Source organism: Rosistilla ulvae (assembly GCF_007741475.1).
GTDB lineage: Bacteria > Planctomycetota > Planctomycetia > Pirellulales > Pirellulaceae > Rosistilla > Rosistilla ulvae.
Map to the genome: position 1 here is coordinate 6922260 of NZ_CP036261.1, position 14594 is coordinate 6936853.

General features: G+C 59.4%; 14 protein-coding genes and 1 riboswitch. Of the genes, 9 read left to right on the forward strand and 5 right to left on the reverse strand.

Annotated elements, in window-relative coordinates; translation table 11 throughout:
- The 7 genes from EC9_RS24410 to EC9_RS24440 all read left to right on the forward strand — a co-directional run bounded on the left by EC9_RS24410 (nt 1) and on the right by EC9_RS24440 (nt 6359).
- On the forward strand, nt 1–1269 hold the full coding sequence (locus EC9_RS24410) for a multiheme c-type cytochrome (protein WP_246105857.1): 1269 nt from the start codon (nt 1–3) through the stop codon (nt 1267–1269).
- A 17-nt stretch (nt 1270–1286) separates the two neighbouring features.
- Nucleotides 1287–2333 carry a hypothetical protein gene (locus EC9_RS24415; protein ID WP_145348617.1) on the forward strand — a complete coding sequence of 349 codons (1047 nt, stop codon included), beginning with the start codon at nt 1287–1289 and terminating at the stop codon, nt 2331–2333.
- A gap of 26 nt (nt 2334–2359) precedes the next feature.
- The gene (locus EC9_RS24420) at nt 2360–3568 is read left to right on the forward strand and encodes a tetratricopeptide repeat protein (protein WP_145348618.1); all 1209 of its coding nucleotides are present in this window, start codon (nt 2360–2362) and stop codon (nt 3566–3568) included.
- Between the two features lie 116 nt (nt 3569–3684).
- Nucleotides 3685–3902, forward strand: a riboswitch (cobalamin riboswitch).
- A 189-nt stretch (nt 3903–4091) separates the two neighbouring features.
- Nucleotides 4092–4979, forward strand: coding sequence for a DUF1559 family PulG-like putative transporter (locus tag EC9_RS24425; RefSeq protein ID WP_145349334.1), 888 nt, complete (start codon nt 4092–4094; stop codon nt 4977–4979).
- A 58-nt stretch (nt 4980–5037) separates the two neighbouring features.
- On the forward strand, nt 5038–5373 hold the full coding sequence (locus EC9_RS24430; protein ID WP_145348619.1) for a hypothetical protein: 336 nt from the start codon (nt 5038–5040) through the stop codon (nt 5371–5373).
- Nucleotides 5374–5674: 301 nt separating this feature from the next.
- Nucleotides 5675–5968 (forward strand): type II toxin-antitoxin system HigB family toxin, encoded by a 294-nt coding sequence (locus EC9_RS24435; protein ID WP_145348620.1) that lies wholly within the window; start codon nt 5675–5677, stop codon nt 5966–5968.
- A complete protein-coding gene (locus tag EC9_RS24440; protein WP_218934408.1) occupies nt 5931–6359 on the forward strand; it encodes a helix-turn-helix domain-containing protein in 429 nt (142 codons plus the stop codon). The genes EC9_RS24435 and EC9_RS24440 overlap by 38 nt, the downstream gene beginning before the upstream one ends.
- A 304-nt stretch (nt 6360–6663) precedes the next feature.
- On the opposite strand, the gene EC9_RS24445 is transcribed toward EC9_RS24440, so the two are convergent.
- Genes EC9_RS24445 through EC9_RS24465 form a run of 5 tightly spaced genes read right to left on the reverse strand, consistent with a single transcriptional unit; the run spans nt 6664 to nt 10405 of the window.
- Entirely contained in the window at nt 6664–7557 is an 894-nt protein-coding gene (locus tag EC9_RS24445; protein ID WP_145123711.1) for a DUF58 domain-containing protein, read from the reverse strand.
- Nucleotides 7558–7580: 23 nt separating this feature from the next.
- On the reverse strand, nt 7581–8609 hold the full coding sequence (locus EC9_RS24450; protein WP_197451446.1) for an AAA family ATPase: 1029 nt from the start codon (nt 8607–8609) through the stop codon (nt 7581–7583).
- Nucleotides 8610–8642: 33 nt separating this feature from the next.
- The gene (locus tag EC9_RS24455) at nt 8643–8975 is read right to left on the reverse strand and encodes a hypothetical protein (protein ID WP_145348622.1); all 333 of its coding nucleotides are present in this window, start codon (nt 8973–8975) and stop codon (nt 8643–8645) included.
- Nucleotides 8976–8977: 2 nt separating this feature from the next.
- Nucleotides 8978–9595, reverse strand: a complete 618-nt coding sequence (locus EC9_RS24460) for a methyltransferase domain-containing protein (protein ID WP_145123713.1) — start codon at nt 9593–9595, stop codon at nt 8978–8980.
- 27 nt (nt 9596–9622) lie between these two features.
- A complete protein-coding gene (locus tag EC9_RS24465) occupies nt 9623–10405 on the reverse strand; it encodes a sugar phosphate isomerase/epimerase family protein (RefSeq protein WP_246105858.1) in 783 nt (260 codons plus the stop codon).
- A 113-nt stretch (nt 10406–10518) separates the two neighbouring features.
- Here EC9_RS24465 and EC9_RS24470 point away from each other — a divergent pair, with 113 nt between their 5' ends.
- Nucleotides 10519–13302, forward strand: coding sequence for a hypothetical protein (locus tag EC9_RS24470; protein ID WP_145348623.1), 2784 nt, complete (start codon nt 10519–10521; stop codon nt 13300–13302).
- Between the two features lie 143 nt (nt 13303–13445).
- Complete coding sequence (locus EC9_RS24475) at nt 13446–14576, forward strand: site-2 protease family protein (protein WP_145348624.1); 1131 nt, start codon at nt 13446–13448, stop codon at nt 14574–14576.
- The last annotated feature ends 18 nt before the right edge of the window (nt 14577–14594 follow it).

A 14594-nucleotide genomic window follows, 5' to 3' on the forward strand; every position in this document is an offset into this window, starting at 1 on the left:
TTGAAACGCGAAAAAGTTAGTCCAAAGACGCGGACGGTTGCAGCGGCGGGTGAAAACGCCTCGCCGCGAATTCGTCCGACGACCAAGATTCCGGCCGCTGCGGCGATCGGAATCTTGTTGGCGTTTGGCGTCGTCGCGATCTTTGTGGCCGATGCAATCTGGCCGGTCCCCCCCGTCCAATCGGCCGACGCGTCGGCGGTTGCGTCGACATCCGGATCGCCGGCGGAATCCCCACAAGCGGCCGCCTGGAAGCGAATGATCGACCAGCATTTTGCCGGCGATGCGGCGTGTGCCAGTTGTCATCCCAAGCAGGCTGCGGCGCAGCGACGCTCGGGACACTCTCGCACCGCAGTGGCGATGCTCGAATCGGACTTCGCATCCGAACTGCTGGCGGGCCAGCCCTACCGCGACTCGCGGCGTTCCCAGACGTTTGAGTTCACTTCGCACAGCAATCGCTTCATGGTTCGCGACGCCGACGATCCCGATCTGCCAGCGCTGCCGGTCACCTGGCTGCTCGGTTCGGGGACGCATGCTCAGACGCCGATCTTCGTCGACCAACAAGCTCAACGCGGGGTGGAAATGCGTTGGTCCTTCCTTGCCAATCGAGACGGGATCGGGCTGACACCGGAACACGAAAAGTTCGATCAATACGAAGCCAAATCGCTGCAGTGTTACGGTCGGCCGATGGACGCCGGTGATGTTCGCAGCTGCCTTGGTTGCCACACCACCGTCGGCCCGCCGGCTCAGCTGCCGATTCAAAACGATCTGTATGTCGCCAACGTAGGTTGCGAACGCTGTCACGGGCCGCGGAAGCAGCACGCTTTACTCGCGCATCAGGGACGCGGCGAAGAATCCAAACCGTTGGTCCAGTATGCATCTGCCGAGGCTTATATCGATGCCTGTGCCCAGTGTCATCGCGACGAGAGTTCGGTCTCGCCGACGGCGCAGCCGCACGAACTGGTTCGTTTCCAGCCGTATGGTTTGAAACGCAGTCGTTGTTATCTCGAATCGCCCGACAAACTAACCTGTTCGACCTGCCACGATCCTCACGACACCGTCTCGCACGACCGCACCGTCTACATCCAGCAATGCCAGCAGTGCCATCAACCGGGCCGCGATTCATTGTGCACCGCCAGCCCCCAAGGGGATTGCATCGATTGTCATATGCCCGCCACCGAGTGGACGGCGGGGATCGCGTTCCATGATCACGAGATCCGAATTCACGAGGCTCTCGCACCAAAACACTCCACGCCGCAGGTGAAGCCTTGAGCGCCGAAGTTTCCCCGATGCCCGTGCGATCGCGCGTCGCAGCAGTTCCCGCGGCGCGGGATCAGGCCAGCGGTTTCCTGTTCTCGCCGCTGATCGATCTGCTGTTCATCGCCAACATCTGCTGGCCGTTGATCCTGTTTATCGATGGTTTCGGCGGCGCGACGACGCATCAGAGCCTCACGTTTTGGCAGATCTACTTTATCACCACGCCGCATCGATGGATCACGTTGGTTCTCGTGGGTCTGGACAAAAAGAAGACAGCCGACCGGCGAGGGCTCTTTATCGGACTGGCGCTAGCGATCGTTGCCGGTTGTTTGTGTCTGCGATTCGGAACCGGCACGCTGTTGTGCCTGGGCGTGATCGATTACATCTGGAACGCCTGGCACTTTTCGTCTCAACATCACGGCATCTATCGGATCTACCAGCGTCGACAACCGCAGCATCGCGATAACGGAGCGTCTTGGGGCGAGAAGGCGTTGTTTCGTGGATTCGTGTTGTATGTGATCGCTCGCGTGGCCGGGTGGGGATGGACCGAGGGACCCTTTCCCGGATCGGATGCCTTCGCGCCGCTGGATCTGATCGTTGCCGGCATCCCGCTCTACTTCGTGCTGCGGCAGTTGTTCCAGATGCATTCGCTAGCCGCTTCAGGTATCGCCAGCTTTGCCTACCTGGCCAGCATGATGGGGTTGTTCACCGCGATGTTGTACGCAAGCCATCTGCAAGACAGTCAATTGGTTCTCCGCCTCGCCTTGGCGTCGGCGATCTTCCATTCGCTGGAATACCTGGCGATCGTCACCTGGAGCGTGCAGCAGTCGCGAGGCAAGACCGCGAGTGCTGGCGAAGCCCAGCCTGGCGTGTTCGCTTATCTGGCCGGGATGTGGATGCTGTTCTTGGTCGCGTTTGTAGTGCTGATCGGCGTGGGCAATTACCTGTTGTCACGCGGTTACTTTGAGGTCTGGTTGTTGGTCAACATGATCGTTGCCTTTTGGCACTATTGTTTCGACGGCCTGATCTGGAAGTCGCCCAAACGATCCCGCGCGGACCTGGCGGTGGAGGCTGCATGATGTCGCCGGTTCAACCTGCCGTTAGAATGTTACTCCCCCACGCGGTCGCGTTGCTCGCGGTCGCCTCGTCGGTCGGTCTGCTGTTGCAATGGCGGACGCCAGCCGGCGATGCGATCCTCGTTTTTGCGCGAGTCGACGTTTTGGTGTGCTCGCTATTTTTGAGTCTTCCGTTGGCGTTGGAGTTACTGCGCCGTGGGCGTTCCGCTTCGCTGGGGATTAGCGCCGCGGCGATGTTCTGCGGCTGGGGGAGCGCCGTCGCGCTGATGGTTTGGGCCAGCAGTACCCCGCCGCGCGGTGAGATCAGCGAGTGGAGTCTCGTTGCGATTCGGGGAGCGATCGGTTTGTGTGTGGCTAGCGGTTCGGTTGGTTTTGCGAACCTGGTCGCTCGCCTCGCTGGCGATCGTCGCAAGCGCGACCAGCCACAGTCGTTTCACGGCGCTATCGAACGCGTCGTTTCGGCGTGGCCGCGTCGGGCGATCTTTGCGGGGCTGTGGATCTTGGTTCCCGCAGTTTACGCGCACGCGGTCGCCACCGACTTACAGAAAGCGTTGACCGAATCGCTGCAGAACCAGCGGATTGCGTTGGCCGCGCGACAAGCGGATCAATTGAGTCAGCTGGCGCCAACGCAAACGATTGACGGGACTCCGCTTGTGACTCTGTTGCCGCAGTTGCAACAGCGACGCACTCAATTGATCGATCAACTGGCAACCGCGACGGAGCCGACTTCGTTGGGAGAGCTTGCCCAGCAGATCACGACGCTGGTCCAATTGGAACGCCACGACGAAGCGCTGCGGCGGATCGAGCCGTTGACCCGCGGAGCCAACTTCCATCCGGTGGCCCTCGATTATCAGGGGCTCTGTTTCCAGCGGATGGAGCGGCCCGAAGAGAGCATGGCGGCTTACCGGCGGTCGCTGGAGTTCTGGATGTCGCAGCCCGATGGCGATGCCAAGCGGTCGGGACTGGTCAGCGGATACAAAGGTGTTGGATTCGCCGCCCGGCGACTGCAGATGCGATTGCTGGAAGAGCAGGCGTATCAGCAGCTTGTCGAAATCGCACCGACTGGCGAGCATCACTTTCTGTTGGCCCAGTGTTATCGCGAGCATCAAAAGACGCGGCTGGCGGCCGAGCAATTTAGGGCCGCGATGCAGCAAGATCCAAGCATGCAAAGTCAGATCGAAGCGATCCTGGCGACGCTGTCGATGGATCATTTTAGTTGTCTGAGCGTCCCGCGATGAGCGTGCTTTCCGGGGGGGATCCATCCCCGCCGCGGAAGATGCTGCGTTCGCGAATCGGCCGACCAACCGCAAGCTGCCACGCGAGATCAGCGATTGACTGTCGCAGGGCCGCTGTTAGAATCGACCGCGACATGGGTGCCGGGCGTCGACTTGTGGTCCGCTCGGAGAATAGGGAAAACGGTGCAAATCCGTTGCGGTCCCGCCGCTGTAACCGGGGACGAGGCTTAACTCACTGCCACTGTGACCGATGCGATCATGAAGATCGCGGTTGCGGGAAGGCATAAGCCGAGGCTGAACCGGGAGCCAGAAGACCTGCCCAGCTGTCATCGCACAATAGCGTCGTACCCTCGGGGAACAGGGAGCGGACGTGATTTTTCAGACGCGCTCGCGCTGCAACGGCACTGGCCGGCAATCGTGCGAGCGACGAAAGATCTCGATCTTCGCTCATGCTCTGTGCCGGTAGGGGCTGCGAACCGTAGAGCCACCGTGGCAGTCGGCTCGAAAGATCTTTCCATCCATGAAAATGAACAACACGCGCCGCGCCGGCTTCACGCTGGTCGAACTGCTGGTCGTGATCGCAATCATCGGCATCCTAGTTGGATTGCTGTTACCCGCCGTGCAACAAGCCCGTGAAGCAGCTCGCCGCATGCAGTGCAAAAACCGACTGAAACAGATCGCATTGGCGCTGCATAATTATGCCGACACCTACCGCGAGACGATGATCCCCTACGTCGTCGAAGATCAAGCCCGGATCAATTACTTGGCGACCTACTCGGGAGCTCAGGGCAAGGCACAGTTCTGGTTCGGAACCGTCGACTACGACCAACCCGATCCGAACCAACAACTCGATTACACCCAAGGCCCTTTGGCCCCGTTCATCGAGACCAGCTACACATCGTTCCAATGCCCCGACTTTGGCCCCGGCCAGATGGACACCGTCAAATACGGCTTGCCCGCGTCGGGCTTTGGATTCAACGGCTACAACCTCTCGCGGTCCTCGGGGGTCGATTGGTTGCCGCCAACTTACGCCGCGGTCCCCAATCCCGAACCGATGGTCCGCCGTTTTGCCGAGGTCCGTTCGATGAGTGCAACAGTCGCTTTTGCCGACAGCGCCCAAGTCAAACTTGTCTCCTTCTCGCCGCCAGCTTACAGCTTTGAAGAGAACTGGTTGTTGGACCCTCCCAGCCACAACTTCCCCAACGTTCACTTCCGCCATCACGGCGCAGCGAACGTTGCCTTCCTGGACGGACACGTCGAATCGCGGCAGCGACATTTCAAGATCGATGTCCCCGGCACCAACTACATGTCAGCCGAACAAGCCGCACTAATCGACGAGAAAAAGCTGGGTTATGTCAGCGGCGGACACTTGGACGATCCTGCGTTGCAAGACGAACTGTACGATCGCGAGTAGGCACGCCAGCCCGCCGAGTTCCTATTCGCACCCAACGCCTTCCCTGGAAGTTCGATCGATGTCCGCCAAAGTAAACATCCGCCAAGCTGCCGCCTGCCTATTTCTGCTAACTGCAATCGGCTGCGGCGAGACCGCACCGCCGGTCGCCGAGGTCACTCAATCGGTCTACGTCGACATCGACACGATGCAAGCGGTTGTCGCCGACACCGTCATGCAAACTCCCGCCGTCCACCCGGTCACCGGCAAACGGACATTGCAACCGGCACTCTATTGCCCAAAGTGCCAGCAGTGGCACGCGATCCCATCGGTCGAACAGATCAACCGAAAACCAGGCGCCACCCGCTGCCCCAAGACCGGCGCCGAAATGACCGCCGACGGCCCTTGGCCCGAATAGCGTTCGGCGGCCAATGGACTGCGAAGCGGCCCCAGAAGGTAGCCGGTGGTTTGAGCGCAGCGAATACCACCGGAACGAATCGCGAAATCGAACGCCGTCCCCGACGGGGGCGCACATCGATCTGCGATCCCTTCGGGGACGGGTTGCGTTCCACATATTCGCAGATAGCAAGTGGCGGATCGACCATCCAGTAGAACGATTTGCTAGGATATACCCGTGGAGAAAGGGCAGGCCCGGGGGACAGAAGTTCCCAAAACGGGAACTTTCACATTGACTTCGCCCAGGGAGCAACCGATAATTCATGAGGATCATCGCCCGCAAAACCTTGGTCGAGTTCTGGACGAAATACCCTCGGGCTGAGGAGCAACTGAAGGCCTGGTATGCAGAAGCCGACGCAGCCAGCTGGACCTCGCCTGCCGACGTCAAAGCCAAGTATGGCAACGCAAGCATCCTCAAGGACGGACGAGTTGTGTTCAATATCTGCGGCAACGGTTACCGATTGGTCGCCTGGATCAAATACGAGTACTACACCGTCTATATCCGCTTCATTGGAACGCATGCAGAATATGACAAAATCGACGCGCAAAAGGTCTGAGCCATTACATCCAAGGCTCATCAAGTCGGCCGCGGAGCATGATCGCGCGCTCGCCCGAGTCGAAGAACTGTTCACCGCAAAGCCGGGCACAGCCGAAGGCGACGAGCTAGAGCTCTGGTTGCTACTCATCGGCGCTTATGAGAGCAAGGAGTTCCCGATCGATTTGCCCGACCCCATCGAAGCGATCCGTTTTCGGATGGAGCAGGGAAACCTTAAGCAAAAAGACCTGGTGCCAATCTTTGGCAGCAAGGGCAAAGTGTCCGAAGTCCTCAACGGCAAACGAGAGCTTTCGCTGACGATGATTCGAAATCTAGTCAACCAGCTGGGCATTCCCGCTGAAGTCCTGCTGCAGCAGCGAACCGCTAAGATGTCGCCTTCGCTGAGCGAATGAATGGTCTAGCGACGAACGGAGTTATCTCAGTGTTCCGGATGCCGGGCCGAAGGCCCGGCGATTTGCCTTGCCCAGGCCAACGGCCTGGGAACACATCGCGCCCAGGCACCGCGAGGGCCAACGGTCCGGCGATTTGTTCGCCGATCGATCCGAACGCAACAAATTGCCGGGCCATTGGCCCTACCGATCGGATGCTACGATCACCATTCCCAGGCCGTTGGCCTGGGCTAGGCAAATTGCTGGAGCTTCGCCCCGCCAAACCCAACCAGGCTCCAAACGTTCCGACGGCCATTGGACCGGAGCTCTAAAACCGCGATTGACGGCTGGCGAGGTATTCCGTGAGGGCTTTGTCGAAGGGCATGCTGGTGTCCAGCGGCACGTAATCGACTCGCAACTTGCTGCACCGCTCGCGATAGCCTTCGCGAAACTCTTCGATCGCTTCCAGGTAATCCTGGCGGATCTCGGTCGCATCGACAGGCATCTTTTGTCCCGTTTCGGGATCCTCGAATTCGACGGGCCCATCGTACGGGAAATGGACTTCGGATTCGTCCAAGATGTGAAACAGAATCACGTCGTGCCCGGCGTGTCGCAATTGCGCAAGGGCTCGATAAACCGGCTCGGGATCACCCAGCAGATCGGAGAAGATCATCAACAGACTGCGGTGTGGCAACATCGCCGCGACGCGGTGCAAGCTGTCGCCGAGGTCGGTCTCCCCTTCGGGCTTCAGCCGCGAAAGCTGGGCCAACAGATCGGTCACCTGGCTGCGACGACTGCGGGCCGGCAGATTCGCTCGCAACTTGTCACTGAACGTCAGCAGCCCCACCGGATCCTGCTGCATGATCATCAGATAGCAGAGCGACGCGGCCAGGCAGATCGAATATTCAAACTTCGAAAACTGCTGGCGATGCGTAAACCCCATCGATCGACTGAGGTCCATCATCAGATAGCCTGTCAGATTCGTTTCCGATTCGTATCGTTTGACGTAATACTTGTCGGTCTTGGCGTAGACCAGCCAATCGATCGTCTTGGGGTCGTCCCCTTTGCTGTAGCGGCGATGCTCGCTGAACTCGACCGAAAACCCGTGGTATGGGCTGGCGTGCAGGCCCTGCAAAAAACCGCGAACGACCATCTGAGCGCGTAGATCCAGACGCTTGATCTGGTTCAGAACTTCCGGCTTCAGATAGCTTTCGGCGGACATTGGGTTTCGAACCTAACGGTGGATCATTGAGCGAACTTGGGGGCTTCGGGAACGGGGACGTCTTTGATCAGTCGAGCGACCAAGTCGTCGGTCGTCACCCCTTCGGCCTGGGCCTGGAAGTTCGTGCTGACGCGATGCCGCAGGATCGGAACGGCCACGTGCCGCATATCGTCGATGTCGACGCTGAAGCGTCCATCCATCGCGGCGATCGCTTTGCCACCGTTGATCAGAAACTGACCAGCTCGCGGACCAGCACCCCAGTCGACCATCTCCTTGATGTAATCGGGAGCCGACGGATCGCGAGGCCGCGTGGCGCGGACCAACATCGATGCGTATTTGATCGCATACGGGCTGACCGCCACGCTTTGCACCAACTTCTGCACGTTCAGAATCGCCCGCCCCGACAGGACCTTGTTCGGTACCACGATCTCGCCGCGGGTGGAGTTGGTCAGGATCTGTTCCTCCTCAGCCGCCGACGGATAGTCGACTTTGATGTTGAACATGAAGCGATCCAGTTGAGCTTCGGGCAACGGATACGTTCCCTCTTGCTCGACAGGGTTCTGCGTGGCGATCGTAAAAAACGGATCGGGCAGACTGTAAGTCGTATTGCCGACACTGACCTCGCGTTCCTGCATCGCTTGCAGCAACGCCGCTTGGGTCTTGGGCGGAGTCCGGTTGATCTCGTCGGCCAACAAGACGTTGGTGAAGATCGGCCCTTCCATAAAGCGGAATTCGCGGCGGCCGTTCGGGTCCTCCTCCATCACGTTGGTGCCGGTGATGTCCGACGGCATCAGGTCGGGAGTAAACTGGACCCGCTTGAAATCGACGTCCAAGATCTTCGCAAGCGTGCTGACCATCAGCGTCTTAGCCAGGCCGGGAACACCTTCTAACAGACAGTGGCCGCGAGTGAAGATCGCCGCCAGCAATTGCTCGACAACCTCGTTCTGCCCCACGATCACCTTGCTCAATTCCTGCCGCATCGTCTGTTGATGCTGAGCGAATTCTCGCAGCACGTCGCCCAGGTTGCGTGGCTTGTTGGTTGGAGTGTTCATGCGGCGTACCTGCCTGAGGGTTGGGTGGTTCCGTTACTCTTTCGCCAGCGACTTGACGAATTCCACGAAGATCTCGATCTGCTTGGGCGAATCGGTCCGATCGACAACGCGGTACAAATGCTTGGCGGTGCCCGACTGCTTGCCGTCCAACGGAACTCCGCCCGCCAACAGGTCGCCGATCGTGCCGCCACCGGTCGTCTTCAGCGTCCGCCCGATCTTGCCACCTTGAGTCATCGCCCAAAAGGTAGTCGCGGCGTTGGTGCTGTCGCGATCGGTCGCCACGTCGGATCGAACCGTGTCGCCTTGCAGCGGTCCGTCGCGGAAGTGAAAGATGATCACGCCACCTTCGATTTGATTCACAGTCATATTTATCTGGGCACTTTGCGAACGAGTCTCATGTCGTAGGGGCCGCAAAAGGTTAAAAAGCAGGCCCCGTTTTCGGCGTACTTTTCAAACACCGTCTCTAAAAAGTCGCCTTCCCCCGGCCAAGGGTAGGCGAAGATCAGATCGAAGTCATCCACATACAAACCAATTTCCGGATACACACTATCCTCGGAATGTCCCAGCGAGGGTAGCCCCAGGTCGTCGGCCAGTCGCTCGCTGCCATCGGGCAGAAAGTTTCCGTGCCACAATTCGACCGACGCTTGCAGGTCGGCGATCGTCCGCCGCGCCTCGACGATCAGATCGGCTTCAGCTTCGATCCCGATCACGTCCCAGCCCAGTTCGTCCGCCAGGCAACTGACGACAGCAAAACCGCAGCCCCATTCGCAGAAGCGATTCCCCGAGACGATCCGCTGGCTGCGGATCAGGTCGAGCGACTGGTGAACCAGTTCAAAATCGGAGGCGACAAACTGTTCGATCGGCGCGCGATCCCAACGATCTTGAAAACGCTGGATTCGATCGCTAGCTCGCTGCAGCCAATCGATCGTCGCCTGCGGGGGCTCGCGGTCCAGATCGATCGGCAGGTCGATTTCTATCAGAGGCACAGAGGGTGACTTTCGAAGGTTGCCAGCTTACATATTGGCCAGATAACCGACGGCGTCGGCGATCTCGGCGATTGGATCGGCGGCGCCGCTGCGTTGCACCACGACCCAACCTTGATAGTGATAGTTTTCCATGTAGCCGAGGATGTCGTGAAAATCGGCAAGCCCCTGACCAAGAGGAACTTCGATCCCGCGACCCGCCGCCAGATCTTGAACCCCATCGCGAGCGCAGATCAATCGAACCCGATCGCCCAAAACGCGGAGGGCTTCGCCGGCGGAGAAGCGGTTGATGATCAGGTTACCCGGATTGAAGGCGACCGGCGTAAACGATTCCTCGTTGGCGTCCAACAACCGCAACAGATCCGCTCCCTCTTCGGTCCCCGTTTCGGGAGTCAAGAAGGCACCGATGTGCGCGCCATAGCGATTGATATCATCCAACACGGTGCGAAGCTGATCCCAGGCGGCGCTCTCCGGATCGCTGGGAACTTGGCCGATTTGGTTGACGACGACATCGGTCCCCAACCGGAACGCCATCCGCAACGTCTGCTTGGTCGCTTCGACGCGGCGGTCCAGATCGTCGGCGACGTCGTAGCCGCGGCGGGTTTGAAAACGGATCGAACTAATCCGCAAATTCAGATCATCCAGCATCTTCCGGAACTGCCGAACACCTGTATCGGTTAGTTCGGCTGGACGCAGCTCGGTTCTGGCGTCGATTTCGACAGCACCGGCTCCCATCTTTGCCGCCATAAGCAAAGCTTTCTTAAAGGGCAGGTTCAGAGATCCAAGTCGGACGGCGATACGAGTTTGAGACACGTTAGTTTCGTTAGACTCCGCGCGGTGAGGACTGACCCGATTTGTGTCAGCCCCAATACTAGAAAGGCGCCACTTTAAGCGGCATCGAGGCCAACAGAAAGTGGATTGAGATTTTGAAACGAAAATCGCTCCCCAACGCATCGATCGCAGCCCCCAGAGGCTGCCGGTTCGTTCCGCCAGCGGCGGTGCGATTGCTTGCGATATTCGTCGCTACAATTTTAATCGCCAGCCCCGCCGCTGCGAAGGGATCCACTCCGGCTGCCAAAACGGTCACCCAGTGGTCGTTCGATCAAAGCAACGACGTCAATTACGACAACTGGCCCGACAATTGGCGACGACGCCAGGGGCCGCAGTACCCGGCCTACCTGTCGATTGAAATCGTCCCCAAGTCGACCGAACTGATGGAAGCGGCGATTCGGGCGGACCACCAATTTAGGCCCTACCGAAAGTTCGCCGAGCGAATGGGGATGCCCCGAGATTGGCTGTTTGCCGAACAGTTGGTCGACCGCTACCTGCGAGTCCAGTTAAACGGCGGAGCGGCGGTGGTGCAAAGCCCCCCCGTCCCGGTCGATTCGATCTACAGTTATCGTTTTGTCGGTTCAATCTCCACAAAAGGGCTGCAGCACGATTCAGCCTGGATCGAGTTCCTGTTTGTCGATGCCGACGGCGAGGTCGTCGGAACCCATGCGACCCCCAAGTTCAGTGGTGATACCAACTGGACCCAGGTCTCCCTGCCGGCGGTCCCCCCGCCGCACGAGGCCGCCAACATCATCGCCCGACTGCACGTCGAACCGCGTGGCGAAGCGGACATCTACGGCGAAGCGGGCTTCGACAACATTCGCATCGAAAGCTTGCCCCAACTGCAAGTTACCACCGACCAACCGCGAGGGATCTATTCGGTCGGGCAACCCGCCATGGCCACCTGCCACGTCTCGGGATTGGCCGAACCTGTCACGCGCTTGCGTTTTCGATTGCACGGCTCGATGGGGGAACCACTGGCCCAGTACGAGGCACCGCTGACCGACGACGCAACAGCCCAACAACTACATGGCCCGCGGCCCAAGCAAGACCCCACCGCCACGACAAAGCAATCGCTGACACAAACCTGGAAACTGCCATCGCTGGGGCCAGGATTTTACCGAGTACACGTCGACCTGTACGCCGACCAAACGCAAACGCATACCTCCACGGCGACGCTGGCCGTCCTGGAGCCGCTGACGGGGCAGAGCGGTCCGTTCGGATGGACGCTCGGTTCGGGACACGCGCCGGTTTCCCGCCGCGAACTGCCACTGTGGCTGCAACAATGTGGCGTCGGTTGGGTGAAATATCCTTGCTGGCTGGAGCAGGACGATGCCCAAGGTGCCGACGATTTGGCTTGGCTGATGGAGCGATTGCAGGAACGGGGCATCAAAAGCGTGGGGATGTTGGACCAACCGCCTCACGAACCACGCACTCACAACGACCCGCTGGCTCGAAAGCCGTTGGCGCCGCTGCTGCGCGACCCGGCCCACTGGCAACCCCAGTTGGAAGCCCTATTAACGCGTCTCTCGATGCGAACCACATGGTGGCAAATCGGTGGCGAAGGGGATTACAGTTTCCTGCGACATCCGAATCTCGCCGACACGATCGATGAGATCCGCCGCGGGCTGCAAGGTTTTGGGCAACCGATTCGCGTCGCCCTGCCGTGGCCGTGGTTGGATCCGATGCCAACCGATTATACCGGCGGCTGGAAAGCGATCTGTTTGTCCGAAACCGAACCGTACACCAGCGCCGAACTCGATGCGAACTTGCAGGCGATGGATCCCGACGGCTTGGAAAAATGGCTCACGCTCGACCCGTTGCGCGCCGATCGCTACAGCCTGGAGGATCGCATTCGCGACCTGGTCGGTCGGATGCTGACGGTCCGTCGCCACAACGTGCCGATCGCATTTGTCTCCAACCCGTTCAATTCGGAACTGGGCATCTTAAATCCCGACGCGACGCCGGGCGAGATGCTGTTGCCCTGGCGAACGACCGCAACCCTAATCGGTGCGATGAAGCACGAGGGTTCGCTTCAGATGCCCAACCGCAGCAACAATGTCGTGATGTCCGGCGACGACCAAGCCGTGATGGTGCTCTGGAATCAAGAACCGACCGAGGAACGAATCTATCTGGGCGACCGCGTCCAACAGATCGACGTCTGGGGGCGGACCAGCGACGTGGCCACCGATGCCGACGGACGCCAGATCATTCCGGTCGGAACGCTGCCAACGTTTCTAACCAACATCCACCCAGCGATCGCCAAATTCCGCTTGGCGGCCGATCTGCAACCGACGCGATTGGAGAGTCTGCCCGGACGACGCCAAACGCTGCATCTGCGTTTAAAGAACACGTTCGAATCGGCGATCAACGGTCGCTATACGCTGCAGACCCCCGTCACCTGGGAAGGGCAGCAACAGCCGACGACCGTCAATATCGCCAACAACGCGACGGTCGATGCGTCGGTCGACGTGGCGCTCCGCAGCAATGCGGCGATCGGCCGCGAACGGGTTCGCTTCGACTTCCTGATCGATGTCGAAAAACGCTTCCGTTTCAGCATCTGGCGCGACCTGGACGTCGGCCCCGAAGACATTCAAATCGAACCGAGCATCCGCTTTGATCCCTCGGGCGCATTGATCGTAAACGTCAATTTGATCAACTTGTCCGACCACCAACAGGACTACAATTGCTATATGTTGACCCAGTCGCAGACGCGGCGTCATCAGCGGCACCAATTGACCGTGGGGCCTCAACAACAGGTTGCCAAAGACTTTGTCTGGGAGAACGGCAAGGAACTGCTGGGGACCACGATGACCCTGCAAGCCGAGGATCGCAACAGCAAACGAGTATTGATCTACCCGATTGCGATCGAACGCTGATCCCCGGTGGCTGTCAGCCGTCTGTCCAGGCGGTATGCTGAAGTCACCGCCCCCAACGCCCGTCCCGCGACGATCCTCGACGCACACGCCAGGCTGCGATCGTCAACCAATTTTCCTAAGCCCCAGTAAATTAGAACTCATCCATGATGTCGCGCCGCTTCAAGCTGGGAACTTTCTTTGGTATCGCACTGTTCATCCACTGGAGCTTCTTTCTGTTGCCCGCTTGGATCGCGTATTCCGAATGGAGCAACGGGGGCCAATGGATCGACGTCCTGCTGACTCTCGGTTTTGTCGTACTGCTGTTCACGTGTGTGATCCTGCACGAATACGGACACGTGCTGGCAGCTCGCGCCTTTGGCGTCGGGACGCGCGACATCACGATGCTGCCGATCGGCGGTGTCGCCCGACTAGAACGGATGCCGCAAGAACCGTGGCAAGAATTGATCGTGGCCGTTGCCGGGCCGGCCGTCAACGTGTTGATCGCAACCTGCCTGGGGATCGGGATCATCGCGGTCTACGGTTTCAATCTTTCCGACAGCGGCGACAGCAACATGTTCGCCCATCGTTTGTTTGCGGTGAACATCGCGCTGATCGTGTTTAACATGATCCCCGCCTTCCCGATGGATGGCGGCCGCGTCTTCCGTTCGATCGCATCGATGTTTACCAACCATCGCCGGGCCACATGGATGGCGATGCGATTGGGGCAAGTGATTGCGGTCGTGCTGTTTGTCCTCGGCCTAACCTACAACCAGCCCTTCATTCCACTGATCGCCGCCTTTATCTTCTGGGTTGGAATGATGGAGTATCGGCAGGTCGATATCGCATCACAAGTGAAGGATCTTCGCGTCCGCGATGCCATGCTGCGGCAATTCTGCGTCGCATCGATCGACAGCCCCGTCGCCGAGTTCGCGGAGCGCGCGGCAGATCAATTGCAACGCACCTTCCCCGTCGTCGATAACGGCGTCTATCGTGGAGTGCTGCCGTTGGAACAATTGGCCACCGCGATGCAAACCAACACCTCACAGCAAACCGTCGGACAGATCATGCAATGGGACACGATCACAGTCGACGAAAACGACCTGTTAGAAGAGGTCTTGGTCGGGATGCCGCGTGGCACCACACAAATCCCCGTCCTCGACAGCGACCATAAAGTGGTTGGGCTGCTGGATACCGACACCTGCCTGCGACGGGTCGCGTTGCGGTCGGGACGACAGACCGATCCCGATGCCGTCTCCAGCATCGATTATTATTCTCCCGCCGGCGACGAGCGTTAGCGAGTTCGCCTCCCCCCT

Excerpts from the sequence above, each read along its gene's own strand:
- EC9_RS24455 (WP_145348622.1), bottom strand. The coding sequence starts at position 8,975 with ATGACTGTGAATCAAATCGAAGGTGGCGTGATCATCTTTCACTTCCGC.
- EC9_RS24420 (WP_145348618.1), top strand. The coding sequence starts at position 2,360 with ATGTTACTCCCCCACGCGGTCGCGTTGCTCGCGGTCGCCTCGTCGGTC.
- EC9_RS24450 (WP_197451446.1), bottom strand. The coding sequence starts at position 8,609 with ATGAACACTCCAACCAACAAGCCACGCAACCTGGGCGACGTGCTGCGA.
- EC9_RS24415 (WP_145348617.1), top strand. The coding sequence starts at position 1,287 with ATGCCCGTGCGATCGCGCGTCGCAGCAGTTCCCGCGGCGCGGGATCAG.
- EC9_RS24435 (WP_145348620.1), top strand. The coding sequence starts at position 5,675 with ATGAGGATCATCGCCCGCAAAACCTTGGTCGAGTTCTGGACGAAATAC.
- EC9_RS24475 (WP_145348624.1), top strand. The coding sequence starts at position 13,446 with ATGATGTCGCGCCGCTTCAAGCTGGGAACTTTCTTTGGTATCGCACTG.
- EC9_RS24425 (WP_145349334.1), top strand. The coding sequence starts at position 4,092 with ATGAACAACACGCGCCGCGCCGGCTTCACGCTGGTCGAACTGCTGGTC.
- EC9_RS24445 (WP_145123711.1), bottom strand. The coding sequence starts at position 7,557 with ATGTCCGCCGAAAGCTATCTGAAGCCGGAAGTTCTGAACCAGATCAAG.
- EC9_RS24430 (WP_145348619.1), top strand. The coding sequence starts at position 5,038 with ATGTCCGCCAAAGTAAACATCCGCCAAGCTGCCGCCTGCCTATTTCTG.
- EC9_RS24440 (WP_218934408.1), top strand. The coding sequence starts at position 5,931 with ATGCAGAATATGACAAAATCGACGCGCAAAAGGTCTGAGCCATTACAT.